Source organism: Pseudomonas sp. GW821-FHT03E01 (assembly GCF_059420765.1).
The window spans coordinates 22,263-46,522 of record NZ_JBWKUI010000023.1 but is presented as its reverse complement, the minus strand read 5'-3'; the positions used below and the strand labels follow the sequence as shown (position 1 = coordinate 46,522).

The 24,260-nt window shown below is 58.9% G+C and carries 19 protein-coding genes; 6 read left to right on the top strand and 13 right to left on the bottom strand.

Annotated elements, in window-relative coordinates; genetic code table 11:
- Positions 1 to 10: 10 nt before the first annotated feature.
- The 6 genes from AC07VO_RS28275 to pdxR form a co-directional block, all read right to left on the bottom strand.
- A complete protein-coding gene (locus AC07VO_RS28275) occupies positions 11 to 1,402 on the bottom strand; it encodes an undecaprenyl-phosphate glucose phosphotransferase (protein ID WP_192350265.1) in 1,392 nt (463 codons plus the stop codon).
- 144 nt (positions 1,403 to 1,546) lie between these two features.
- A complete protein-coding gene (locus tag AC07VO_RS28270) occupies positions 1,547 to 3,793 on the bottom strand; it encodes a GumC family protein (RefSeq protein ID WP_192350267.1) in 2,247 nt (748 codons plus the stop codon).
- Between the two features lie 3 nt (positions 3,794 to 3,796).
- The gene (locus AC07VO_RS28265; protein WP_026286626.1) at positions 3,797 to 4,330 is read right to left on the bottom strand and encodes a polysaccharide biosynthesis/export family protein; all 534 of its coding nucleotides are present in this window, start codon (positions 4,328 to 4,330) and stop codon (positions 3,797 to 3,799) included.
- Between the two features lie 13 nt (positions 4,331 to 4,343).
- Positions 4,344 to 5,504: an outer membrane beta-barrel protein gene (locus tag AC07VO_RS28260; RefSeq protein WP_495007723.1), complete on the bottom strand. Its 1,161-nt coding sequence runs from the start codon at positions 5,502 to 5,504 to the stop codon at positions 4,344 to 4,346.
- 235 nt (positions 5,505 to 5,739) lie between these two features.
- Positions 5,740 to 6,261, bottom strand: coding sequence for a transcription/translation regulatory transformer protein RfaH (gene rfaH, locus AC07VO_RS28255; protein WP_192350269.1), 522 nt, complete (start codon positions 6,259 to 6,261; stop codon positions 5,740 to 5,742).
- Positions 6,262 to 6,749: 488 nt separating this feature from the next.
- Complete coding sequence (pdxR, locus tag AC07VO_RS28250; protein WP_192350272.1) at positions 6,750 to 8,282, bottom strand: MocR-like pyridoxine biosynthesis transcription factor PdxR; 1,533 nt, start codon at positions 8,280 to 8,282, stop codon at positions 6,750 to 6,752.
- Positions 8,283 to 8,411: 129 nt separating this feature from the next.
- Here pdxR and AC07VO_RS28245 point away from each other — a divergent pair, with 129 nt between their 5' ends.
- Positions 8,412 to 9,047, top strand: coding sequence for an FMN-binding negative transcriptional regulator (locus AC07VO_RS28245; protein WP_192350274.1), 636 nt, complete (start codon positions 8,412 to 8,414; stop codon positions 9,045 to 9,047).
- A 37-nt stretch (positions 9,048 to 9,084) separates the two neighbouring features.
- Here AC07VO_RS28245 and AC07VO_RS28240 read toward each other — a convergent pair whose 3' ends face one another.
- From AC07VO_RS28240 to AC07VO_RS28215, 6 genes are all read right to left on the bottom strand, one after another.
- Positions 9,085 to 10,077, bottom strand: coding sequence for a LacI family DNA-binding transcriptional regulator (locus AC07VO_RS28240; RefSeq protein WP_019651691.1), 993 nt, complete (start codon positions 10,075 to 10,077; stop codon positions 9,085 to 9,087).
- Between the two features lie 75 nt (positions 10,078 to 10,152).
- Positions 10,153 to 11,655, bottom strand: coding sequence for a glycoside hydrolase family 32 protein (locus AC07VO_RS28235; protein ID WP_192350276.1), 1,503 nt, complete (start codon positions 11,653 to 11,655; stop codon positions 10,153 to 10,155).
- Positions 11,652 to 12,785 carry an ABC transporter ATP-binding protein gene (locus tag AC07VO_RS28230; RefSeq protein ID WP_138867408.1) on the bottom strand — a complete coding sequence of 378 codons (1,134 nt, stop codon included), beginning with the start codon at positions 12,783 to 12,785 and terminating at the stop codon, positions 11,652 to 11,654. The genes AC07VO_RS28235 and AC07VO_RS28230 overlap by 4 nt, the downstream gene beginning before the upstream one ends.
- 27 nt (positions 12,786 to 12,812) lie before the next feature.
- Positions 12,813 to 13,655: a carbohydrate ABC transporter permease gene (locus AC07VO_RS28225; protein WP_018928908.1), complete on the bottom strand. Its 843-nt coding sequence runs from the start codon at positions 13,653 to 13,655 to the stop codon at positions 12,813 to 12,815.
- Positions 13,652 to 14,614 (bottom strand): carbohydrate ABC transporter permease, encoded by a 963-nt coding sequence (locus AC07VO_RS28220; RefSeq protein ID WP_086945640.1) that lies wholly within the window; start codon positions 14,612 to 14,614, stop codon positions 13,652 to 13,654. Before AC07VO_RS28220 ends, AC07VO_RS28225 begins: the two co-directional genes overlap by 4 nt.
- A gap of 21 nt (positions 14,615 to 14,635) precedes the next feature.
- Positions 14,636 to 15,910, bottom strand: a complete 1,275-nt coding sequence (locus tag AC07VO_RS28215; protein ID WP_018928910.1) for an ABC transporter substrate-binding protein — start codon at positions 15,908 to 15,910, stop codon at positions 14,636 to 14,638.
- A 167-nt stretch (positions 15,911 to 16,077) separates the two neighbouring features.
- Between AC07VO_RS28215 and AC07VO_RS28210 the strand changes: the two genes are divergently transcribed.
- Entirely contained in the window at positions 16,078 to 17,643 is a 1,566-nt protein-coding gene (locus tag AC07VO_RS28210) for a carbohydrate porin (RefSeq protein ID WP_192350278.1), read from the top strand.
- Positions 17,644 to 17,763: 120 nt separating this feature from the next.
- Here the strand turns inward: AC07VO_RS28210 and AC07VO_RS28205 are convergent, their stop codons facing one another.
- Positions 17,764 to 19,650, bottom strand: coding sequence for a sigma-54-dependent Fis family transcriptional regulator (locus tag AC07VO_RS28205; protein WP_192350280.1), 1,887 nt, complete (start codon positions 19,648 to 19,650; stop codon positions 17,764 to 17,766).
- Positions 19,651 to 19,996: 346 nt separating this feature from the next.
- Here AC07VO_RS28205 and AC07VO_RS28200 point away from each other — a divergent pair, with 346 nt between their 5' ends.
- From AC07VO_RS28200 to AC07VO_RS28185, 4 genes are read left to right on the top strand one after another with little or no spacing between them, the layout of a single operon-like run.
- Positions 19,997 to 21,055 carry an ATP-NAD kinase family protein gene (locus AC07VO_RS28200; RefSeq protein WP_457327229.1) on the top strand — a complete coding sequence of 353 codons (1,059 nt, stop codon included), beginning with the start codon at positions 19,997 to 19,999 and terminating at the stop codon, positions 21,053 to 21,055.
- A 33-nt stretch (positions 21,056 to 21,088) separates the two neighbouring features.
- Positions 21,089 to 22,066, top strand: a complete 978-nt coding sequence (locus AC07VO_RS28195) for a thiamine pyrophosphate-dependent dehydrogenase E1 component subunit alpha (protein ID WP_018928914.1) — start codon at positions 21,089 to 21,091, stop codon at positions 22,064 to 22,066.
- A gap of 33 nt (positions 22,067 to 22,099) precedes the next feature.
- A complete protein-coding gene (locus AC07VO_RS28190) occupies positions 22,100 to 23,119 on the top strand; it encodes an alpha-ketoacid dehydrogenase subunit beta (protein ID WP_018928915.1) in 1,020 nt (339 codons plus the stop codon).
- The gene (locus AC07VO_RS28185; protein WP_192350284.1) at positions 23,116 to 24,228 is read left to right on the top strand and encodes an acetoin dehydrogenase dihydrolipoyllysine-residue acetyltransferase subunit; all 1,113 of its coding nucleotides are present in this window, start codon (positions 23,116 to 23,118) and stop codon (positions 24,226 to 24,228) included. The genes AC07VO_RS28190 and AC07VO_RS28185 overlap by 4 nt, the downstream gene beginning before the upstream one ends.
- Positions 24,229 to 24,260 lie beyond the last annotated feature (32 nt).

The window sequence follows — 24,260 nt, the reverse complement described above, 5'->3', positions numbered from 1 at the left end:
GGCTGACTCCTTAATAAATGTCCTTTGAGAACAACGTGAAAGGGGTCTTGACGAGAATCTTGATGTCCAGCCACAGCGACCATTGGTTGATGTAGTTGAGGTCCTGGGCGACGCGTTGCTGCATTTTTTCCAGCGTCTGGGTTTCACCGCGATGCCCGGTGATCTGGGCCAGCCCGGTGATGCCTGGCTTGAGGCGATGACGGGCCATGTAGGCGCGTACTTTGCCGGTGTAGTAAATATTGTGAGTGACCGCGTGCGGTCGCGGGCCGACAAGGGCCATTTCACCGAACAGCACGTTGAAGAGCTGCGGTAGCTCATCGATCGAACTACGGCGCAAAAAGCGCCCGAGCGGGGTGATGCGTTCATCTTCGCGAGAGGCTTGGCGCACTTCGCTGTCGTCATGCACATGCATCGAGCGGAACTTCCAGACCTTGATCACCTCGGCGTTACAGCCGTAACGATCTTGTTTGAACAACACCGGGCCGGGCGAAGAGAGCTTGACCGCCGCCGCCACGATCAGCAGCAAGGGGCTGAGCACAATAATGGCCACGGCGGCCAGGGTACGTTCGAACAGCTCTTTGCAGAGCAGGCTGCCGGGGTGCGAACTGATGAGGCTTTCATTGAGGTAGATGGCCGGCATTCGCTCTATTTCCGAGATCGATTGATTGAGCAACACCATGCTGCCGAAATCAGGAATCCAGACCACGTCGACATTCATATCCAGAAGGTCGATGTACAGGGCTTCAATGATGGCTGCCTGCGCCAACGGCAGGACGATGTAGACCCGGCGTACGTGCAGGTGGGTGATGATTTCGCGAATTTCGTCGATGCGGCCCAGCAGCGGCAAAATGCTCGGTGCCGGGCCGGTATGTTCGGCGGTCGCGATAAACCCCAGTACGGGTACGCGGTTCGGTCTGGACAGTTTCCTTGCAAGCCGGCATGCGGTCGGGCAAGTACCGATGATTACCGCGCGGCGTTCGTTACAGAGCTTGCGCGAGTGCAATCGAGCCAGGTAATGCAAGGGCAGGAAGCTTGCAGCCTGGATCAGGTAACCCAACACGGTCCAGACGATGATTACTTGACGCGAAAAAATCGCGCTGGTCTGGGTGACAAAGGCGATGCTGATCAGAACGGCCAGCAGAATCAGCCAGGCCGCCAGCAAACGACCGAGCCCCGACAACCACTCATGACGCTTGTGGTAAACCTGCATGACGCTGTAGATCGGAATCGAGCCGAGCACAGTGAGAACCATCAGGATGCGGTATTCACTGGTCAGGCTGCCGATCCTCCAATGCACCAGCAATATCAATAGCAGGTTGACCAGGCTGAGCGCACACACCCATTGGCCCCAGAAGGTCAGACCTCGCCGGTGCATCATTTGAGCGGTATATAGCGACGTCATCGGCTCAACCTCCAGGCATGGGTTGGACATCGGCGTCGAAAATTCTGCACGCCCTCGTTCCCGCACGCTGGTATCGATCGACTGGGATGAAGCAGTTTTTGGTGTTTGTTGGAAAGAAGCGACTCAAGAGACAGGCGCAAGGGTTTACCGGGTCAGATAGTCGTAGTTCTGGAACGTATCGCTATGGCTGTAGCCCTGCTTGCGCGCCTTGCGCAGGTCAACCTGGTTGAGCACTACACCGAACACCGGCGCGTGGCTCTGTTGCAGAATGGCGAGGCATTTCTGCACCTGGCTGACCGGTGTGCTTTCGGCTTTGATCACGTAGATCACCGCGTCCGAATGCTTGGCCAGCAATAGCGCGTCGCTGACCATTTGCGCAGGCGGGGAGTCGATGATGATGCGCTGGTAACGCGACTTCAGCGCTTCGAGCAGGGGCGCCAGGCATGGCGAGCTAAGTAGATCAAGCGGCGGGGGCGCAAGCTTGCCGGCCGGCAACATGTCAAGATTGCCGACAGTCCGGATACAGTCTTCGAGTCGGGCGGTACCCGCCAGGACATTGGCCAGCCCCGGGCTGTCTGCCGGAAAATCGAAATTGAGCGAAAGGCTGGATCGGCGCATGTCGGCATCGATCAACAGGACCCGCTCCAGCAATGCAAGCGAGTAAGCCAGGTTGTTGGCAATGGTGCTTTTACCTTCATCGGCCATGGTCGAGGCAACGAGCACTACCTGCGACGGCTTTTCTCCACTGTGCAACATCAGCCAGGTGCGCAAGTTGCGAATGGTCTCGCAAAAACGCGGATGCTCGTTGTCGTCAAACAATCGCGCCAGTTGCCGGCGGCTTCTCTTCGTGACCAGCGGTACCACACTGAGCAGGGGGATATTAAGCGTGCTTTCGACCGCTTCGTCGGTCTTGAAGGTTTTGTTCCGGGCTTCGGATATTAATGCCAGCGCCATGCCGATCAGCGCGGCCGCGATGGCGACAATCACCATGATCAGTGTTTTACGGGGTTTGCTCGGTTCCAAAGGCACAATCGCTGGGTCGACGATACGCGCTTTGGTGGAATCCATGTCTGAGGTGGCCGCAGTTTCCTTCAAGCGAGTGATGAAGGTCTCATACAACGCGCGACTGCTGTCGACTTCTCGCTGTAATTCACGCAGCTGGAACTCCTTGCGCGAGATATCCTGTATCTGCGTCTTGTTGCTGTTGAATGATTTATGCAGTGAGCTTTCACTGGCCTTGGCTAGCTGGTAATCCTGTTCGATGCTGGCAACCACCTGTCGAACCTGTAGACGCAAACTGTCGGTGGCCGTACGCAACTCGGCGAGGGCGGCGATCAGGGTCGGATGTTTTGGACCGTAACGCCCGGACAATTCTTCGACCTTGGCTTGAGCCTTGGCCTGTTGTGCCTGGAATTTCTGCACCAAAGCGTTGCTCAAGACGGCGGGCACACTGGAGAGTCTGCTCAGATCGCCATTGCTCAGGGCCTGGACCTGACGGTACCGGCTCTCGGCTTCCGCCAGGTTACGGCGGGCATCGATCATGCGGTTGCCGGTCATTTCCAGTTCGTTGGCGCTGATGGTGGCGACACCGCCGACATCGACCAGGCCTTGTTCTTCCCGATAAGCCTGAAGCTTGTCTTCGGCAATGCGCAGGTTATTGCGCAATTCGACCAGGCGTGAATTCATCCAACTGGCGTTGGTCTGCGAGGACTTCAGGCTATTGTCGAACTGGCTATCAATGAAGCCTTGGGCAATCGCATTGGCGGTTGCGGCCGCCAGGTCAGGGTCGGGCAGCAACACCTCTATGTTGAGCAGTTGGCTCTTGCCGACGAATTTGACGTCGGTGCGCTTCATGAGGTTCTGCGTGACCTCATTGAAAATGTCGGTTTCAGTGGGCGTTACCTGTTGGGGTATCAAAAAGTCCAGTGCCGGCCACCACTGGCCAAGATCAAGGTTTGCCAACCATTCGCGTGGCGTAAACCATGACTGCGGCTGCTGGCGGGGATCGGTCACCGGGTTAGTGGTGAGGTTGAGCTTTTTGACGGCGCGTTCGGCCAAGTCCCGCGATTGCAGAAGCGCCAATTGCGTCTGCAAGTAATCGACGGTACCGGAGCTTGAGTCCGTGACTTGCTGGAAGGTCAGCAGTGGTGGCGTTTTTTCTTTGATCAGCAGGGTGGCGCTGCCGATGTACTGCGCGGGAATGAATGACAGAATGGCCATCGCAAGCGCACAGGCAAGCAGCACCAACCCAGCGATTTTCCAATGAGCACGCCAGATCACCCTCCAGAATTTGAGCAGGTCAATGGTGTCCTTCTCCTCGCCATGCTGCTGGTGCTGAGGCAGATGCGCCTGGAGCGGACGTTCAACGTAGATGCTTGGGCTGTTATCCATGATTTAGAAAAAGCCTTGTGCAATGGAGATGGTGTCACCGGGAGCGATGGCGGTGCTGCGCGTGACCGTATCGGTCAATGGTGGTGAGCCATCGCCGCGCACGATGGTCACTCGCTTGATCGAGGCCCGTTCGGTCAGGCCACCGCCCAGTGCAATGGCTTTTTCCAGTGTCAGCCCGGGCTCGTATGGATAGCTGCCGGGCTTTTGTACTTCGCCATTGATGTAGAACGAGCGGTAGACGATCAGGTTGAGGCTGACCTTGGGGTCGACCAGGTAACCTTGCTTGAGCCCGTCGACGATGATCTTTTCCACCTGATTGGGGGTGAGCCCCTTGGCGGAGATCTCACCCAGGAACGGATAGGAAAATGTACCGGCGTCATTGAGGCGGATTTTGTCGAAGCTTAAATCCCGTTCTCCGAATACGGTGATGCGCAATACATCGCCGGCCGCCAGTTTGTACTGGGCGCCGGTGTCCGCTGCAAAAGTCACGGGCAACAGCCACGGCACGAACAACAAGGCAAGCATTCGCGAGTTCATGGGGGGAAACCTCTTAGAGACTTACGTTGAAGCTGAGCAGGAAGATGTTGCGTTCAAAACTATGGTTGTCGACGTCGGAATTGTCGTTGCGGTGGCGATAGCCCAATTCGATATCCAGCCAGCGGCGCATCTGGTATTCCACGGCGAAGTTGTAGTCGCGAAGGTTGTCGGTGCGGTTCTGCCCCTCGTACTCATAGCGGGCCAGCCCTGCTTCGGCCACCGTTGTGATCCGCTCGGTCCAGCCATGACGCCAGCCGAACAGCGCAGAGCTGGTCTTGACGGCGTCAGCACCGTCGTCGCCCTCGGCCAGCGCCTGGCGAGCAACGAACGAAAAGGTCGAGTAGGTTCGTGGCTTCCATCGCAGGTCCACCTGCCAGGTCGGGTTACTGAGGTCTTTGACACTGCTGTCATCAAAGTTCTTACGCTCATAACCAAGGCGTACTTTGCCGGTGGTGCGTGCGGTGAAGTCCCACTCGGCACCGGCCAGGACCGCATTGGATGTGCTGTTGAGACGGCTGTCGGAGAGCAGGTAGTCGAAGACGGTATGGTCGTACTCCAGCAAGCCGCGGGTATTACTGCCTATACGGTGGTACCAGGTGGTGGTCAGGCCGGTGGTATTGCGCTCTTTGTCTTTATTAATGCCGTCGGAGTTGTCGTAACGAAGTTGAGCGTAACTTGCGCCCAGATCGATCTGATTGGCAGCGCTCTTGGCGCCGTAGGTATAGAGACCATTGACGCGATTAGTGCGAATCTTGTCATTGATGCCATCGACAGCAGTCGATGTCGTGCGCTCGTATTTACGCGCTTCCCCTTCAAGTTTCAGGCGATGGCGGTCGGTGAACTCCATGATGCTGTCGAGCCGCACACGTTGTGCCGTATTCGAGGCGTCCGGATGATCATGATAAATGTAGCGGGTAGGCTGCCAGATAAGTCGCGTGGCACTGTTTCGATCTTCGGCCTTGAGTTCGAAAGAGGGCGCCACCTTGGTCACCATGGAAGACTGACGTCCCCGATCCAGCTCCCGGAAGTTGTCATCGTAGCTCTCTGAAAATAACAACGTGGGTGTGAAGTCGAATCCGTAGATGTTAATGGCCTGGGGGTCGAGACTCCAGGCCGCTCCGGGATATAGAGAGATCACTATCAGTGCGAAGGGGCCATGGGTCTTAAGGGTCATATCATTGCTCCTTGGGGATGAATCCAATGACTATAGACCGGAAAAACAGGGCCGAATGTGCGCGATGTAATATCGGCTGATGTCAGTGATTTCTTCATGCGAATGGAGTCCGTAAGTGTGAGTAATCACTCGCTTGGAAACAATCCATGAAATAAAAAAGGCATAAATTTTTGTTTGAATTTAAAGTTGGGTGAATGTGTTCAGGTTTTGTTATTGAAGTAAGTTGAATAGGGGCTTATAGATGGAGGCGTGCTCGCTCAATATCAGTCAGTGGAATACGAACCGGCTGCTCTCTATTCAGAAAGTGAAGCAGGATCATAACTCGCTCGTCACCTAACATGGTCATGAAAATACCTTCGAGTGTCGACAGCGGTCCTCGGATTATTTGCAGTTTTTCACCGGGCTTGAACGTGTGAGGTGCAAGAATTTCCGGTGGTTTATAACACCGCTCTTGCAAGTGTGTGATGACATCGTCAGGGACCATTGCCGGGCCGTGATTAAAATCGACGATTCGGCTGACGCCACGTGTAGAACGCAAAGGGGCCCACTTGTCGTCACGGCCTAGCTGAATGAAAAGGTACCCCGGGAAGAGCGGCTCAAGGGATTGATGGGGGCTACCATGTATCCTGCGTTGGCTAACGGTTTGCGGGCAAAATATGACATAGTTTTGCCGCAATAAATTGATTTTCGCCCGTTCGTCCTGACGTGGCTTGCACTGCAAAAGATACCAGTTAGAGGCTTGGGTAGTCGTCAGCATACTGGCAAGCTCCGTAACGTTGGTTTAAGCATGCCTGTTGCGTATCAGCGATGCCGTTATCCTTCCAGTGAACGCAATGAGGTTGTGGAAGTCGCGAAAGTGTTAAGCTTTTAAAACGGTGTATCAATGATGAAGCATGTAACGCCCGGGAAACGGTAAAGTGATTTCAAAGTGATTGCAAAGTGGAATGTGTAAACCTTAATTAACGCTGTGCATGATGTCGCCTTCAGGCACGAAATGAAGCCGATACTTTGCGATGGGCAAAGCTACCGCACGGTCCGAACCTTCGGCCCTATAAGAATAAGTACTTTCGTTCGTAAGCCTTAATTACAATGCAGTCGACAATGGATATTCATCCACTGGATCGTCGCCTTTGTCAGGTGTCGACCCTGTTAGGTATTGATCACTCAAGGTGGCCTGTCAAATGTTACTAGTCAAAAATATAGCCTTCTGTCCAATAAGTTATTAAGGTTGTCCAACTAATTGTTTTAAAAATGTTTTATGGCAATTGGCATGATTCTGCGGCCCGACGGGTTCGCGGCCAACGTGATGACCTGCGCAAGGCGCCTGGTGGCGGATTCAATGTCTTCGGCACTGAAACCGCCCAAGCCCAGAATCAATCCCGAACGGCCATTGCCACCGGCATACATCGGCGACACGGCACGTACCGATACCTGAGCTTCGGAAGCTTTGGCGGCGACCCACTGATCGTCGATACCTTCCGCCAGCCAAAGCACCAGATGCATACCCTGATCGCTCGGTTCCAGCCATGCAAGTTCGCGAGGAATCAGCCTGGCAACCGCCTCGATGATTTGCCTGTGGATGTCTGCGTATACGCCGCGAATTCGCCGGATGTGCCGATCCAGATGTCCTTCTGCGATGAATGCTGCGAGCACGTGCTGATCGGCGTTGGCGGGATGCCGATCCATCAGGACCCGCGCACCGCAGAAGGCTTGCACCAGGTAAGGCGGAACGATTGCGTAGCCGAGTCGCAACGAGGGGAACAGTATTTTGCTGAACGTCCCCAGGTAGATAACCCGGTCGGGGTCCAGCCCCTGCAAGGATGGAAAAGGGTGGCCGGCGTAACGCAGTTCACTGTCGTAATCGTCCTCGACGATCCAGGCATCGGACGCCCTGGCCCATGCCAGCAAGGCATCGCGCCTGGCCATGCTCATTGGCATGCCGAGTGGATATTGATGTGACGAGGTCACGAAGGCTGCCCGTGCCTGGGGGCATTGCGCTATGCCGTTTTCAACATTCAGACCCTCGGCATCAACCGGGACGCGGATCATTTGATTTGTATGGCCTGCGCTTTCCAGAATTCCTGTGATACCCCGGTAGGCCGGATCCTCCACCCACGCAAAATCTCCCACATCGAGCAGCACCTGACAGGCGAGATACAGGCCCTGTTGCGTGCCGGATGTAATGATGACCTGGCTCGCTTCACAGCGCACAGAGCGTGACTTGCGCACGTAATCCGCTACCGCTTCCCGTAACTCAAGCGCACCTTGTGGATCGCCGTATCCCGAGGGCGCTCCAGCCCCTCGCGCCCTGATGCGATTGCCAAGGCGACGCCAGATATCGTCAGGCGCCGCTTTGCCAATCGGCACCGAGACCGAGAACGGAATCTGCGCAGCCGCTCTAAATTGCTGGGCCACCTGAGCGAACCGTTCGATTCGGGAAGAGGGCGTCCACGACCTGGTTTCAGTTGGCCGGCCTTGCTCCTGCCGGGTGGTTGGCGACGCTTCTGCCAAAGAGCGGGCCACCCGCGTGCCTGCTCTGCCTTGGGATTCCAGGAAGCCCTCGGCGATCAACTGCTCAAAAGCCTCGATAACGGTGCCTCGGGCAATCGTCAGCGATTTGCCGAGAATGCGCGTCGATGGCAGCAGCTCACCAGGCTTGAGGTCGCCCCTGCGGATCGCGGACCTAAGCGCTTGAGCAAGCTGTCGTCCCAATTGACCGGCGGTTCGATCCAGCGTGCCCAGCGATGGAATTTCAACAACGTTGGCTTTACGTGCCATCAATTCTGGCTCAGTGATTCTGTTGGATATTGGCTCTATACCATGGGCCAGTTCATCCACACAATTCACACGAAGGCCACCTCACCACTGGCGCGCTGTCCCCACCCTTGAACGATTGAAGGAGTTGATATGTACGTACCTGCCCATTTTGATGAGCCTCGCGCCGAAGCCCTTCATGAACTGATCGTGCAGCACCCGCTGGGCATTCTGTTTACCAACGGTGAAAGCGGACTGGATGCCAACCACATTCCTTTCGAGTTGAAGGCTGCGCAGGGGCAGTTCGGTGTTCTCCAGGCGCACGTCGCGCGCGCCAATCCGGTCTGGCAAGACGTTAAAAATGGCGACGAAGTCTTGGTGGTTTTTCGCGGTGCCGAGGCTTACATCTCGCCCACCTGGTATCCGAGCAAGCACGAAACCCATAAACAGGTTCCGACCTGGAACTACAAGGTGGTGCACGCCCATGGGAGGATCACCCTTCACGATGATGAGCGCTATGTCCGTGGGTTGGTGGCGCTCCTGACCCGAACCCATGAGTCCTCCCAGCCCGAGCCATGGAAAATGACGGACGCCCCGAAGGACTACATCGCCTCGATGCTTAAAGCGATCGTTGGGGTAGAGATCGAGATCACTCGCCTGGTCGGTAAATTCAAGCTGGGCCAGAACAAGGAAGCGAGAGACATCCGTGGTGCAGGTCAGGCACTCAAGGACAGCGGGAAAATCGTATTGGGAGAGGCAATGCTCGCGAGTGTCGATGCCGAATCCTGAGGCACCTCGTGCACCGGCTGGTCTGCGGCGCTCGCACTCATAGCGACGCCCTGACCACCAATGGACAATCAACCGGCTGGGCTCCCTCTACCTCAAGGGCTTCGATCAGGTGGCGGGCAGCCTGGCGACCGATCTCGTAGTACGGCAGTTGCACCGTGGTCAGCGGCGGGATGAACAGTTCGGCGATACCGATCATGTTGTCGTAGCCGAGCACGGCGACATCGCCGGGAATTTTCAGGCCTCGGCTCAACAACAGCTGATAGGCACAAAACGCAATCCGGTCGTTGCCACAGATCAGAATGTCGAATTGTGGGCGACCCTCAACAATGTGCCGGTCGAGGATGGCGGCGGTTTCACCGTAGGCGTCATGCTCGGAAAGGTCGTATTGCAGAAGCGCGTCAGGCGCCAGCCCGAATGCCTGACAGGCGCGCAACAGGCCTTCTTGTCGCAGCCCCCAGGCCAGGCTCTGTTTTGGCAGATTGATGCACAGCGGGCGCCGATAGCCTTGGCTCAACGCGTGATGCACGGCGCGATACTGCCCCGTTTCGTCGTCCGGTACGTAACTGACCAGGCGACTGTCATCGGCCAGGCAATTGGCGAGTACCAGCGGTTTGCTCTTCAAGCGCTCGGGAATGCTGACGTGGCGAAAGCCCATGGCGCTGAAAATCAGCCCGTCGGGGCGGTGCGACAACATCAGGTCGATGTTCTGGTCAGTGGGCGGGTTGCTCAACAGGTTAAGGATGAAGACATTCCAGCCGGCCTGTTGCGCGGTCTGTTCGATGGACAGCAGCAGTTCCACCGCGAACGGTGTGGTCGCGGTATCCAGCGCGAACACGCCGATGGTGCGCGACTGGAGGTTGTCGCCGCGCATCTTGCGCGCCGACAGGCTCGGTACGAATTGCAGTTCATCAATGGCGCGACGCACCCGCTGAAGGGTTTCGGGGCTCAGTTTTTCCGGGTTGTTGAGCGCTCGAGAAACCGTCATCAAGGACACGCCGGCCAGCTGTGCAACGTCTTTCACTGAAGTCATGCGAGGCGAGCCCGGTCAGGTTGACGCAGAATCATGACACAGGGCCCGGGTTTCTCGCGACTCGAATGACAGCGCTCATACCCAACCTGAAGCGAGAGGCCACGCCTTGGGAATCGATGCACGCCCACCACTGCCGTGGTTAAACAACTTCACGCCCAGACTGTCGGGCCGCGGATAGAGGCGACTGCTGAGGCTGAAGCGGCCGTTTTCGTCGAACACCTCGATGGACGAGCGATCGAGAAACACGCGCAGTTCCAGTCGCTCTTGTGTCGGGTCTATCGGCACACTGCGCTGGCCGCTGACTTGCGCACCCGAGCGGCTGCGGTCCAGCACCAGGCGCTGTAATGCCGCATCGTAATAGAGCAGGGTTTCTTCAAGGCCATCGTCGCTGCAGCGCAAGGCGATGCCCAGGTGGCCGTCGGTGCAGCCGCGCAAATCCAGATGCACATGGATTTCCAGCAGGTCGCCATTCACTTCCGGCACCCAACAGGTTCCCGACTCATCCCGCCAAGGCGTACTCGGCAATGGCGCCTCGCGCAGCGCGGTGAGCTCCCGTGCCGGATACACGCAAAGGCGATCGTCATGCAGTTCAAGTTCGCGCGGCAAACCGAGCATGCCGCACCAGTGATGGGCCTGGCTCGGCATCGGGCTTTCCCACATGTCGAGCCACGCCCACACCAGGCGCCGACCATCGGCGGCCACCAGCGTTTGCGCGGCATAGAAATCGTGGCCGTTATCCAGCTCGATAAAAGGCCCGCCGGTGAAGTGCCATTGGCTGTCGAGTTGGCCCACTCGATAACCGGTCTGGTATTTGTTGAGCCGTTCGTAACCGTGGGGTTGCATGCCCTGAGGGGAGTACAGCAGCACGTCGCGCCCGTTCAGGCGAAACAGATCCGGGCACTCCCACATATAGCCATCGCCCTCGCTGCCGCTGGCTACATAATCGAGGAACTCCCAGGTGTGCAGATCGGTGGAACGATACAGCGGTAGCAGCGGTTGATCGCCCAGACGTGCGCCGGCAATCAGGTACCAATAGTCGTCCGCTTGCCAGACCTTGGGGTCACGAAAATGCATGATCGAGTCTTGCGGCGCGGTGTCGATGACAGCGCCATGCTTGACGAAGCGAATGCCGTCGACACTGGTGGCCAGGCACTGGACTTGACGGATCGAGCTTTCATCACCCACGTCCTTCAGCCAGGTGTGCCCGGTGTAGATCAGCGCCAGGGTGTCTCCACACACTACCGCGCTACCGGAAAAACAACCGTCGCGGTCGAAGTCATCGCCGGGCGCCAGGGCAATGGGCAGATGCTGCCAATGGACCAGGTCGGCGCTCTTGGCATGCCCCCAATACATCGGGCCCCACTTGGCGTCAAAGGGGTGGTGTTGATAGAAAACGTGATACTCGCCACGGAAGTACACCACCCCGTTAGGGTCGTTCATCCAGCCTGTCGGGGGGGCAATGTGATAACCGGGGCGGTAATCGTGGATGACCCGAGACAGGCCGTCACTCAGCGCCTGTTGCGCAAGGTCAAGGGAGTCAGGCATTGGATCGCTCATGGTATTCAAAGACAAAGTCATAGGGCGCCTGCTCGTGCCGGGCGCAGAGGGACGGTTTCAATGGCATGTGGGTGACGCTTCAAGGCTGTGCCGTCGGCGTCGAACAGGTGCAGGTTGTCGATGTCCAGCAGCAGCTCGACCCGGTCGCCCGCCTGCCATCCGGCGTGGACTTCACAACGACAGATCAGTGGCTCGTCCTGACCTGTCTCGAGGTGCACATAAGTTTCACTGCCCAGGTATTCGACCGCAGTCACCACGATGCCGGCGGCTCCTTCCGCTGCCTTGAGCGACACGTGTTCCGGGCGAATGCCCAGGCTCAGCAGCGTGCCCGCCGCCAGGTTCGAGCTGTCGAAGGGCAGGGACGTCATCCCCAACACGGGGCTGTCGACCAGGCTGGTTTCGCCCGGCGCCTGCAAGCGCGCCAGCAGAAAGTTCATTCTGGGTGAACCGAGAAAGCCGGCGACAAAGCGACTGGCCGGGCGCTCATAGAGTTCGCGCGGTGAGCCGACCTGTTCGACGCGACCGCCATTGAGCACGACAATTTTGTCGGCCAGGGTCATCGCTTCAACCTGATCGTGGGTGACGTAGATCATGGTCGAGCCCAGCCGGGCATGCAGCCGGGCGATTTCGTTGCGCATCTGCACCCGCAAGGACGCATCCAGGTTGGAGAGCGGCTCATCGAACAGCAGAATGTCCGGTTCCCGCGCCATGGCTCTGCCCATGGCGACACGCTGACGCTGCCCGCCAGACAGCTCCTTTGGCTTGCGTTGCAGCAGCTTGTCCAATTGCAGGATTTGCGCGGTTTTCAGCACGCGCTCGCGCAGGCTGGTCTTTTCGGTCTTGGCCAGCTTCAAACCAAAACTGATGTTGTCGTAGACGCTCATGTGCGGGTACAGCGCATAAGACTGAAACACCATGCCGACGCCACGCTCGCGCGGCTCCAGGTCGTTGACCCGACGCCCGTCGATCAGCAGGTCGCCGGCGCAGATCGAATCCAGTCCAGCGATAAGGCGCAGCAGGGTCGACTTTCCGCAGCCCGAAGGGCCGACGAATACCACGAACTCACCCGCCGCGATCTCCAGGTTGACGTCGCGCAGAATCCGCGCGCCGCCCAATTGTTTGTTGACGTTATCCAGTTTCAACTTGATCACGATGCTGTTCCTTGTAGTTGTCGGGCATCAACCCTTTAACGCGCCGGTAGTGAGGCCGGAAACGATTCGGCGCTGGAAGATCAGCACCAGAATCACCAGTGGGACGGTGACCAGCACCGATGCCGCCATCAACAACCCCCAAGGCAACTCATGGGGGCTGCCGCCGGAAATCAGGGCGATGGCCACTGGCACCGTGCGTTGGGTGTCGGTGAGGGTGAAAGTCAGGGCAAACAGGAACTCGTTCCACGCCGCGATGAAAGCCAGCAAGCCAGTGGTGACCAGTGCGGGCCAGAGCAACGGCAACAGCACCCGGGTCAGCGTGACCCAGGGCGAGGCGCCATCCATGATTGCCGCTTCTTCCAGCTCATGGGGCAGTTGACCCATGAACGTGGTCAGCACCCAGACGGTGAAGGGCAGGGTGAAAATCGTGTAGCTGAGAATCAACGCCCAGGACGTGTTGTACAGGCCCAAGGCACGGATCACCTCGAACAGCCCCGACAGCACCGCGACCTGGGGAAACATCGACACCCCGAGGACCATCATCAACACCGTGCCACGCCCACGGAATTTCACCCGGCCCAAGGCATAAGCAGCGGTCAGGCTGAGGAACAGCGCCAGCGTCACTACGCTAAGCGCAACCACCAGTGAATTACCGATAGCCCGCAGGAATGAGGCTTGGTTAAGCACCGCCGCGTAATTGGAGAAGTCGGGTTTTTTGATCCAGTAACTCACCTCGAACAAGGCGCTGGACGGCTTCAGCGACGTGACGATGGCGTAGTAGAAAGGGAACACCGCATACAGCAGCAACACCCCGATCAGGCACCAGAAACCGAAGCGCAACAGTGCTTTTTTCAGTAGGCGAGGGCTCATGACCGGACCTCCAGTTGACGGCGTCCGAGGTAGAGATAAAGCATGGCGATCACTGCAACCACCAGAAACAGCAGGGTCGAGGCGGCGCTGCCGTAACCGACGTCCTGGAACTCCACCAGGTGTTGGCGGGCGTAGACCGACATGCTCATGGTGCTCGATGAGTTCGAGGTCAGCACATAAATCACGTCGAACACCCGCAGGGAGTCGAGGATGCGGAAGATCGCCGCCACCAGCAATGCGGGCATCAGCAGTGGCAGCGTGACCCGCCAGAACACCTTCAGTGGATGAATGCCATCGACCCTGGCGGCTTCGTAGCAGTCACTCGGCAACATCTGCAAGGCGGCGAGCATCAGCAGGGTGACAAACGGCACGGTCTTCCAGACGTCGACGATAATCACCGCCCACATCGACAGATCGGCATCTGCGGTCCAGGCCAGAGGCGCGGTAATCAGGCCGAGGCTGAGCATCAGGTGATTGATGATGCCGAACTGGTCATTGAGCATCCATGACCAGATCTTCGCCGAGACAATGGTCGGAATCGCCCACGGAATCAGAATCAACGCTCGCACCAGGGAACGGCCGGCGAACTGGATGTTCAGCAGCAACGCCACCAGCAGCCCCAGCACGACTTCCAGCCCCACCGACACCACGGTGAAATGCAAGGTGTTGCGCACTGCATTCCACCATTGTGGATCGACCAGGATGCCCGACCAGCTGGAACCGTTGTGGAACAGATAATTGCTCAGGCCAACGAAGGTGCCGCCAGCGGTGTCCGCGAGGTTGGCGTCGGTCAGGCTGAACCAGAATGTCCGCAGCAACGGCCAGGCCGCTACCAGGGCCAGACACAGCAACATCGGCGTCAGAAATAGCCAGGCAGCGCGCACTCGGCGGCGCTGTACCGGCGTTTCCCTGGTGAGCAGGAGCTCGTCACAGGGAGCATGGGCAGTAGAGACAGACATGGTGATTTTCTTCCTTGTGGCTTACCAGTTCCGGTGTTTGATACGCGTGAGTTCGCCTTCCAGTTCGGTCAGCGCCTGATCGACCGGCAACTCGCCGGCCAGCACGCCATGCACTTGATCGAAGAACGCATTGGTGACCCGTGGATAACGAGCGGCGGTGATTGAAGCGGGGCGCATGACGCCATCGTTGAGAATGCTGTGCAGCTGACTGTAATAAGGCATGGCCGCGAGCAGCTCGGGATCCTGGTAGAGCGACTCGATCACCGGGTTATAGGCGCCAATCAACGCACGATGTTTTTGCTGTTGAGCGCTGGTCAGGTAGCTCACCAGTTCGGCGGCAAGCTTCGGGTTGGCGCTGTAACGCGATACCGCCAAACCCCACCCGCCGAGGGTGGAGGCATGGGTGCCGGTGCTGCCGCCGCGGGGCAGGGGAGCGACCCCGACCTTGTCTTTTACCGCACTGTCCTGGCTTTGCACCAGGGCCCAGACATAAGGCCAATTACGCATGAACAACGCATTGCCCGACTGGAATACGCCGCGTCCTTCTTCCTCGGTGTAATTGAGCACGCCACGCGGGGAGATGTCGCCTACCCAGCTTTTGGCCAGGGTCAACGCCGCTCTTGAGGCCTGGCTGTTGACCACGATGTCGCCTCGTGGATTGACCAGCCCTCCGTCCGGTTGGCTGCTGATCCATTCCAGCGCATTACACGTCAGGCCTTCGTAGGCACGCCCTTGAAAGATGTACCCCCAGGCGTTGGCGTTGCCGGCATTGCGCTCGGCCTGTTGTACATCCTTGGCGGTAGCGGTCATTTCCTCCCAAGTCTGGGGGACTTGCTTGTTGTATTTCTCGAGCAAGTCCTTGCGGTAATACAGCAGGCCCGAGTCGGTGAACCACGGCATCGTCACCAGCCGTCCGTTCACCGTGGCGTTGTCCACCTGTGCCTGGAAGTAGCCTTGGGTTGCGTCGGCGGGCAGCACCTCGCGCAGATCCAGCAGATGTTTGGCCAACATCCCCGGCCACACCATGTCGATCTGAATGATGTCGATGTCGCTGGACTGCGCACTGAGGATCTGTTGATAGAACGACAACCGCTCGGTTGCCGAGTTAGGCGTGGACACCACCTCGACGTGATTGCCGGTCTGTTGAGACCACGCCTCGACGGCCTCTTTGCACAGTTGTAATTCCGCGCCCACCGCACCGCAGGAAATCGTCAGATTGGCTGCGCTGGAGAGGGATGGAAGCCCGGCGCAAAGGGCAAGCAGTGCTGCTGGAAAGAGTGATTTGAGCTGTTTCATAAAGCCCTCTTTATTTTTGTTTTTAGAAAAGTTAACGTTAACATCGCCAAATGTAGCAGCGTATTTGCGATGAGGCATCCTTTTTTTCGTGGATTTTGACAATTAACAATTCACGAAAAAAAGGCCGGTCGCAGGACAAAAAATAAAAACAAAACAGGAAATCCCCCATGCAGAAAGCATCAAGCTGGCTACTCGCAGGCGTACTCGGCACCTCGGCGGCCACTGCTCAGGCCGCGACTCTGGAAGAACGCATGGCCGCGTTTGAAGCCCGCGCCAGCGCTGCGGAAAAACGTGCAGCCGCCGCCGAACAACAAACCCAGGCGCTCGCCAGGGAATTGCAGCAGCTCAAACAGTCCACTCCCGCCTTGCAGCCTGTTGCGTCCACTGCGACCGCCACTGCGGCGCCCACTTTGGATACGCGGTTGGCAAAACTCGAAGCCCGTCAGCAAAGCCTGGAGAAGGAGGGCAGTGCCGGACACCTCACCGACGGGTTCAGCTTCAAGGGCTACGCCCGCTCCGGATTGCTGATCAACGATGGCCTGGGGGGCGGGCGGGGCGGTCCTTATACAACGCCTGCCGGTTCAGTCGGTGGTGCAGTCGGGCGACTGGGTAATGAAGACGATACTTACATGCGTATAGACCTGTCGAAAGAAGCCTATGCGCAGAACGGCACTCATTCCAAATTCACGGTTTCCATCGCCGATGGAGTGGAAAGCTCCAATGACTGGACGGCCGCCGAAAGTAACCTGAATGTGCGCCAGGTATTTACGGAACTCGATCATCTCGCCGCATTCAAGGGCAATTCGACGTTCGAGAACGCCACCCTGTGGGCAGGCAAGCGATTCGACAGGGACAACTTCGATATCCATTGGCTGGACTCGGACGTCGTCTTTCTGGCCGGCACCGGGGGGGGGATCTACGACGTGCAGATGAACAAGAACTGGCGCTCGAATTACTCGTTGATCGGGCGTAACTACGGGGATTTCAGTGAGGGCGGTGTCAATGCCGATGTGGAAAGCTACATCCTCACCTCCAACCAGTTCTTCGATAATGGTCAGTGGCAGTGGATGTTCAATGGCATTGGCTCAAAGAAAAACGACTTTAGCACTCGCACCAATGAAGCGGGCCTGAAGCCTGCGGACTCCGGCTTGCACAGCATGATCGCGAATCATCAGAAAAACTTTTTCGGCAGGGAAGGCTTCTTCAAGACGGCGCTGCTCTACGGGCAAGGGCTGGGGGCCGAGGTCAAGAACATTGGCTCGGACGGCGAACTGATCGACGACGCCCGTGCGCTGCGCCTTGCGCTGTACGGCGAGACACCGATTGCACCCCACTGGCGCATCGGTCCAAGTCTGCTGGCCGAACAAAGCAAGGATCGCTACGTCAAGGGTGACGACTACCGCTGGATGACCCTGAACATGCGGTTGGCCAATGAAATCAACAGCAATTTCGAGATGGCCTACGAAATGAGCTGGCAAACCATGAACCTCGACCCCAAGGGTTACCTGCAACGTAATGCGGTGGACGGCAACTTCTGGAAATTCACCATCGCCCCGACCTTCAAACCCGACGTTGGAGACCTGCTCACACGCCCCGAGTTGCGAGTGTTCGCCAGCTTCATGAACTGGTCTTCGGACCTGGACCGATACAGCTCCACAGACAACTTTGGCAAGACCGACTTCAACGCCGGCGGTGTGTGGCAATACGGGATACAGATGGAGACCTGGTTTTAATAGCCGGGGCTTGCTCCCACATTTATTCGATGCCGTTCACCAATACTGTGATCGATGCAAGTCCATTGTGCTGTCCGGTGGCCAACGCTCATTAAGCGGGGCCGCCGGATGAACTTGTGGTCAGCCCCTGCCAGGCATGTCGATGCCATGTTGATGCACCCGTCGATACAGCGTTGCCCGGGAGATGCCCAAAGCCTTGGCCGCGGGGGTGGGTTTCCAGCGATGACGCACGAGGGCATCGATGAGTGCCTCGCGTTCAGGACTGGCGCAGCGTTCCAGGGTGTCAGCTGAAGCCGGATCGTTGAGTCGACGGCCGGGCAGATGCTCAGGCAAGTCACTTAATAGAATCAAGTCGGTCTCGCACACCGCGCAGGCGTAACGCAATACGTGCCGCAGTTCGCGCACATTTCCCGGCCAGCGATAGCCGAGCAGGCATTCCAGTGCGGCGCTTCCCAGTTGCATCGCCATCGCGCAGGCCGACGATTCTTCCTCGAGTATCCGGTTGATCAATGCCAGTCGATCACTGCGTTCGCGCAACGGCGGCAATTGGAATCGCGCACCACTGAGGCGGAAGTACAGGTCCTCGCGAAACTCCCCGCTGGACACCAGGGCTTCCAGATCGCGGTGGCTGGCGCAGACCACCTGAATGTCTATCGCCTTGCTTCTTGACGCTCCCAGGGGCGCCACTTCGCCCTCGGCTAAAACCCGCAGTAGCCGGGTTTGCAGGGTCAGGGGCATATCGCCGATTTCATCGAGAAACAGGGTGCCGCCATCGGCCTGCTCCAGCAGGCCTTGCATGCCTTTATTCGAAGCCCCGGTGAAGGCGCCGGCTGCATAACCAAACAGCTCGCTTTCGATCAGGTTTTCGGGAATCGCTGCGCAGTTCACCGCAATAAAAGGTCGATCACGGCGCAGACTGGCCTGGTGCAGCTGGCGGGCGAAGACTTCCTTGCCGGAACCGGTTTCGCCGTGGATCAGCACCGGCAGATTACGGTCTTTGACCCGAACCGCAAGGCGCAAACTTTCTTCCAGTCGCGGGTCGAGTTCGGCGGGTGACAGTACCCGCCGAGCCGGGCTGCGTTTCACTTGCCGTGGCGCGCTGAGTCGCCCATGCAAGACATGGCGGCCACCCCGGCAGTGAAACAGGCAGAGTGATTCGTCTTTGGCGCGATGCAATAACTGCTGATCGAACACTTGGCCGATGTGGTCCGGCAGTTGACCAAAACTTTGCGACAGCCACTGCCGCGCCGCGGGGTTGAGTGCCTGCAGTTGGCCGTCGTCGTCCCAGGCGAGCAGGTAATCGGGCTGGCTGTCGACGTAGCCCGGGCTGTTGTGGGCCCGCAGCACCCAGTAACCCTGGGCACTGTTCATGAAAAACGCCTGTTCTATTTCCCGTGCGCTCTGCACCACCATTTGCCGGATCAGATGCTGCGAACGACGGTCGTCCGGCGAACGCACCGCAGACACATCGAGCACCCCGAGCAGTTCCCCTCGAGGGTCGAAGACCGGAGCGGCGGAGCAGGTGAGTCCGATAAAAGCCGCGCGGAAGTGATCCCGCTTGTGCACCGTAACCGGTGTTCGTGCGGTCAGCACCGCAGCCACCCCGCAGGTGCCTTCCTCACCTTCTGACCAGCAGGTGCCCAGGTACAGGCCTGCTTTGCGGCAATCATTACGGATGGAGGTTTCCACGCGATAGTCGATGGTCTGGCCCTGGGCGTCGGTGAGCAACACGCAGTAGTCGGCATCGCGCACGCGACCATGGAGTCGGGCGACTTCTTCGCTGGCGATGCGCAGGAACAGTTCGGAGCGTTCTCGACACTCTTGCAGCACGTTCTGGGACAGGATCCGCGGCCCTTGTAATGAGCCAGGGTCCAAGTGGTGTTGCTCCATGGAACGGCGCCAGGAATCCAGGATCAAGTCCGGCACGGGCAGTTGCGGCAGGTGCGCTGCGTTCTTCAAAACACGGCTGACGCAATCCACATGCGCCTTCGAGTGTGCGGAAAGCATTAGGGCCTCCGATTCGATCTTCTTTTAGTTGTGCGGGCTATTAAGCGCCGTTCACGGACGGTCGACAAGCATCGGTTCACCCCACTGCGAAGCTGAGACGCGACGTCTCAAGGTCTGACCTCTAACCCGTGCAGGCTGACATGGGACGTCTCAATCGAGCGGGATCCCATCACTTGGAAATGTAGTCAAAACCGCTCTGGAACGGGCTTTTCGGCGATCTTTTGCGATTCTGGCACCGGCCTTGCTCTAACCCCGGCAACCAGCACGACTGGCAACCCGATAATAACAAGAGGTGCCCTATGTCCTCCTGCCGAGGCTTTTACTCTGCCGTACCCGCGGTGGCGACATGAGTCGCTTGCCCCTGACCGTCGGCATCATTGCCAATCCGGCGTCCGGCCGGGACGTAAGGCGCCTGACGGCGAATGCCGGGTTGTTTTCCAGCACCGACAAGGTCTCGGTGATCCAACGGCTGCTGGCGGCTTTTGGCGCCACCGGTGTCGAGCGCGTGCTGATGCCCACCGACATGACCGGCATCGCGGCGGCGGTGAAGAAGAACAGTCATGGCCGCCAGGCGCGTGACAGCCACTGGCCAACTCTGGAGTTCCTGGAACTGACCTTGCGCCAGAGCGTGGCGGACACTCGCCAGGCCGCGCGCTGGATGGCTGAACGCGGCGTGTCGCTGATTGCCGTGCTCGGCGGTGACGGCACCCACAAAGCGGTGGCTGCCGAAGTCGGCGACATTCCGCTGCTGACCCTGTCGACGGGGACCAACAATGCCTTCCCGGAACTGCGTGAGGCCACCAGCGCCGGGCTGGCCGGCGGGCTATTCGCCAGCGGCCGGATCCCACCCGAAATTGCCTTGCGTCGCAATAAACGCCTGCTGGTGCGGATTCCGAGCCGCGACCTGTGCGAAGTGGCGCTGGTAGACGTGGCAGTGTCCCCGCTGCCCTTCATCGGCGCCCGTGCAATCAGCCGTGGGATCGATCTGGCGGAGATGTTCGTCACCTTCGCGGAACCTCAGTCCATTGGCATATCGGCCCTCTGCGGCTTGTGGTTTCCGGTCTCGCGCCAAGCCCCCAACGGTGCCTGGATGCGCCTTGATCCGCAATCGTCCGAAGCCTTGCTGGTGCCCCTGGCGCCCGGCCTGTTGCAAGGCTGCGGCGTGCTCGCGGCCGCCAGCCTTGAACCCGGTGTTGCCCATCGCCTGTGCCTGAGCAACGGCACCCTGGCCCTGGATGGCGAACGGGAAATCGAATTCAACGCCCATGACTTGCCCACCGTGACCCTCGATGCCGGCGGCCCGTTGAGCATCGATGTCAATGCGGCGCTGGTCTATGCCGCGCAAGAGCGGCTGCTGGCCATCGGTCGTGAACACCCGCAACACCCTTTGAACCTTGCACTTTGAAACTTGAGCCTCAAGACACCCTGGAGAATAAAAATGTCGACACAGCTGACTGCTGATCAATTGCTGCATGCCTATCGGGTGATGCGCACCATCCGCGTCTTTGAAGAGCGCCTGCATGTGGAGTTCGCCACCGGCGAGATTCCCGGTTTCGTCCATCTTTATGCCGGTGAAGAGGCCTCGGCCGCCGGTGTCATGGCTCACCTGAGGGATGACGACTGTATCGCCTCCAACCACCGTGGCCACGGTCATTGCATCGCCAAGGGCGTTGATGTGCACGGGATGATGGCCGAAATCTACGGTAAGAAAACCGGAGTCTGTCAGGGCAAGGGCGGCTCCATGCACATCGCCGATTTCGAGAAAGGCATGCTCGGTGCCAATGGCATCGTCGGTGCCGGTGCACCGCTGGTGGTAGGGGCGGCCCTGGCCGCCAGGCTCAAGGGGACCGACGGCGTCGCCGTGGCGTTCTTCGGCGATGGCGGTTCCAACGAAGGGGCCGTGTTCGAAGCGATGAATATGGCCTCGGTGTGGAACCTGCCGTGCCTGTTCATTGCCGAGAACAACGGTTACGCCGAGGCCACGGCGTCCAACTGGTCGGTGGCCTGCGATCACATCGCCGACCGCGCAGCCGGTTTCGGCATGCCTGGGGTCACCGTCGACGGCTTCGATTTTTTCGCCGTTCACGAAGCCGCCGGTGCCGCGGTGGCGCGCGCTCGAGCCGGTGAAGGACCGTCGTTGATCGAGGTCAAGCTGACCCGCTACTACGGTCACTTTGAAGGCGACGCCCAGACCTATCGGGCACCGGACGAGGTCAAGTATTTCCGCGAACACAACGACTGCCTGATGCAGTTTCGCGAGCGCACCACTCGGACCGGTTTGATCGATGCCAGCCAGTTGGACCAGATCGATGGCGAAGTGGACCTGTTGATCGAAAATGCCGTGCGCAAGGCCAAGTCCGACCCCAAGCCAAGCGCCGCCGATCTGCTCACCGACGTCTACGTTTCCTATCCCTGAACGCCCCCTATAACAAGAATCGAGACCTTTATCATGGCGAGAAAAATCAGTTATCAGCAGGCAATCAACGAAGCCCTGGCCCAGGAAATGCGTCGCGACCCCAGCGTGTTCATCATGGGGGAAGACGTCGCCGGCGGTGCCGGTGCTCCTGGTGAAAATGACGCCTGGGGCGGGGTATTGGGCGTGACCAAGGGCCTCTACCACCAATTTCCCGGCCGCGTGCTGGACACGCCGCTGTCGGAATTGGGTTATGTCGGTGCCGCGGTAGGCGCAGCGACCTGCGGCGTGCGCCCGGTGTGTGAGTTGATGTTCGTCGACTTCGCCGGTTGCTGCCTGGACCAGATCCTCAATCAGGCGGCCAAGTTTCGCTACATGTTCGGGGGCAAGGCTTCCACCCCGTTGGTGATTCGCACCATGGTCGGCGCGGGCCTGCGGGCCGCCGCCCAACACTCGCAAATGCTCACGTCGCTGTGGACCCACATCCCCGGCCTGAAAGTTGTCTGCCCGTCATCCCCTTATGACGCCAAGGGCCTGTTGATCCAGGCCATCCGCGACAACGATCCGGTCATCTTCTGCGAACACAAACTGCTCTACAGCATGCAGGGCGAGGTGCCGGAAGAGCTCTATACCATCCCGTTCGGCGAGGCCAACTTCCTGCGCGACGGCAAGGACGTGACCCTGGTTTCCTATGGGCGCACGGTCAATACGGCGATGGATGCAGCCCGCAGCCTGGCAGGGCGGGGGATTGACTGCGAGGTCATCGACCTGCGTACCACCAGCCCGCTGGACGAAGACAGCATTCTGGAAAGCGTGGAAAAGACCGGGCGCCTGGTGGTGATCGACGAAGCCAACCCGCGCTGTTCCATGGCCACCGACATCTCGGCCCTGGTGGCGCAAAAAGCGTTCGCCTCGCTCAAGGCGCCCATCGAGATGGTCACCGCGCCGCACACACCGGTGCCGTTCTCCGACTCTCTGGAAGACCTCTATATCCCCGACGCGGCGAAGATCGAAAACGCCGTGCTCAAGCTGATCGAGTGGAGCAAGCGTTCATGAGCCAGATCCATACCCTGACCATGCCCAAGTGGGGCTTGTCCATGACCGAAGGCCGGGTCGATGTCTGGCTCAAGGAGGAGGGCCAGGCGATCGCCAAGGGCGATGAAGTGCTCGACGTAGAAACCGACAAAATTTCCAGCAGTGTCGAAGCGCCGTTTTCCGGTGTGCTGCGCCGGCAGATCGCGCGCCAGGATGAAACCCTCGCGGTCGGCGCATTGCTCGGCATCGTGGTTGACGGCGAAGCCAGTGAGGCCGAGATCGATGCGGTGATCGAGCAGTTCCAGTCCGCGTTCGTGCCAGGTGACGGTGCCGAGGAAGACAGTGGCCCGAAGCCGCAGAAGGTCGAACTGGACGGGCGACTGATCCGTTACTTCGAGCGTGGCGAAGGCGGGGTGCCGTTGGTGCTGGTGCACGGGTTCGGCGGTGACCTGAATAACTGGATGTTCAATCATGAAGCATTGGCCGCCGGGCGCCGGGTGATAGCTCTGGATCTGCCGGGCCATGGCGAGTCTAGCAAACAGTTGGAACACGGAGATCTGGATGAGTTGAGCGGGGTGCTGCTGGCTCTGCTCGATCATCTGGATGTTCCCGTGGCGCATCTGGTGGGGCATTCCATGGGCGGGGCGGTGTCGCTGAACACGGCGCGCCTGGCTCCCCAGCGGGTGCGTTCCCTGAGCTTGATCGGCAGCGCCGGCTTGGGTGCGGAAATCAACGGCGATTACCTGCAAGGTTTTGTCGAGGCAGCCAGCCGCAATGCCCTCAAGCCACAATTGGTGAAACTGTTCTCCGACCCCGAACTGGTCAATCGGCAGATGCTCGAAGACATGCTCAAGTACAAGCGTCTGGAAGGGGTGGATGCGGCCCTGCGCCTGCTGGTTGCGGGGCTGTTCAAAGAAGGGCGGCAACAACTCGATCTGCGCGGCGTGGTGCAAGAAAACCGGCAACCGGTGTTGCTGATCTGGGGCAGTGACGACGCGATCATTCCTGCGACCCACAGCGCTGGCCTGACTGCTCAGGTCGAAATCCTGTCGGGTCAGGCGCACATGGTGCAGATGGAAGCGGCCGAGCAGGTCAATCGGCTGATTCTGGACTTTGTCCAACAACACTGATGCCTCCCTTGGCGGCCGGCCATTTGCCGGGC

Coding starts and splice junctions, on each gene's coding strand:
- AC07VO_RS28265 (WP_026286626.1), bottom strand. CDS start 4,330: ATGAACTCGCGAATGCTTGCCTTGTTGTTCGTGCCGTGGCTGTTGCCC.
- rfaH (WP_192350269.1), bottom strand. CDS start 6,261: ATGCTGACGACTACCCAAGCCTCTAACTGGTATCTTTTGCAGTGCAAG.
- AC07VO_RS28185 (WP_192350284.1), top strand. CDS start 23,116: ATGAGCCAGATCCATACCCTGACCATGCCCAAGTGGGGCTTGTCCATG.
- AC07VO_RS28200 (WP_457327229.1), top strand. CDS start 19,997: ATGAGTCGCTTGCCCCTGACCGTCGGCATCATTGCCAATCCGGCGTCC.
- AC07VO_RS28245 (WP_192350274.1), top strand. CDS start 8,412: ATGTACGTACCTGCCCATTTTGATGAGCCTCGCGCCGAAGCCCTTCAT.
- AC07VO_RS28205 (WP_192350280.1), bottom strand. CDS start 19,650: ATGCTTTCCGCACACTCGAAGGCGCATGTGGATTGCGTCAGCCGTGTT.
- AC07VO_RS28225 (WP_018928908.1), bottom strand. CDS start 13,655: ATGAGCCCTCGCCTACTGAAAAAAGCACTGTTGCGCTTCGGTTTCTGG.
- AC07VO_RS28215 (WP_018928910.1), bottom strand. CDS start 15,910: ATGAAACAGCTCAAATCACTCTTTCCAGCAGCACTGCTTGCCCTTTGC.
- AC07VO_RS28190 (WP_018928915.1), top strand. CDS start 22,100: ATGGCGAGAAAAATCAGTTATCAGCAGGCAATCAACGAAGCCCTGGCC.
- AC07VO_RS28240 (WP_019651691.1), bottom strand. CDS start 10,077: ATGACTTCAGTGAAAGACGTTGCACAGCTGGCCGGCGTGTCCTTGATG.
- AC07VO_RS28195 (WP_018928914.1), top strand. CDS start 21,089: ATGTCGACACAGCTGACTGCTGATCAATTGCTGCATGCCTATCGGGTG.
- AC07VO_RS28275 (WP_192350265.1), bottom strand. CDS start 1,402: ATGACGTCGCTATATACCGCTCAAATGATGCACCGGCGAGGTCTGACC.
- AC07VO_RS28270 (WP_192350267.1), bottom strand. CDS start 3,793: ATGGATAACAGCCCAAGCATCTACGTTGAACGTCCGCTCCAGGCGCAT.
- pdxR (WP_192350272.1), bottom strand. CDS start 8,282: ATGGCACGTAAAGCCAACGTTGTTGAAATTCCATCGCTGGGCACGCTG.
- AC07VO_RS28220 (WP_086945640.1), bottom strand. CDS start 14,614: ATGTCTGTCTCTACTGCCCATGCTCCCTGTGACGAGCTCCTGCTCACC.
- AC07VO_RS28260 (WP_495007723.1), bottom strand. CDS start 5,504: ATGACCCTTAAGACCCATGGCCCCTTCGCACTGATAGTGATCTCTCTA.
- AC07VO_RS28210 (WP_192350278.1), top strand. CDS start 16,078: ATGCAGAAAGCATCAAGCTGGCTACTCGCAGGCGTACTCGGCACCTCG.
- AC07VO_RS28235 (WP_192350276.1), bottom strand. CDS start 11,655: ATGACTTTGTCTTTGAATACCATGAGCGATCCAATGCCTGACTCCCTT.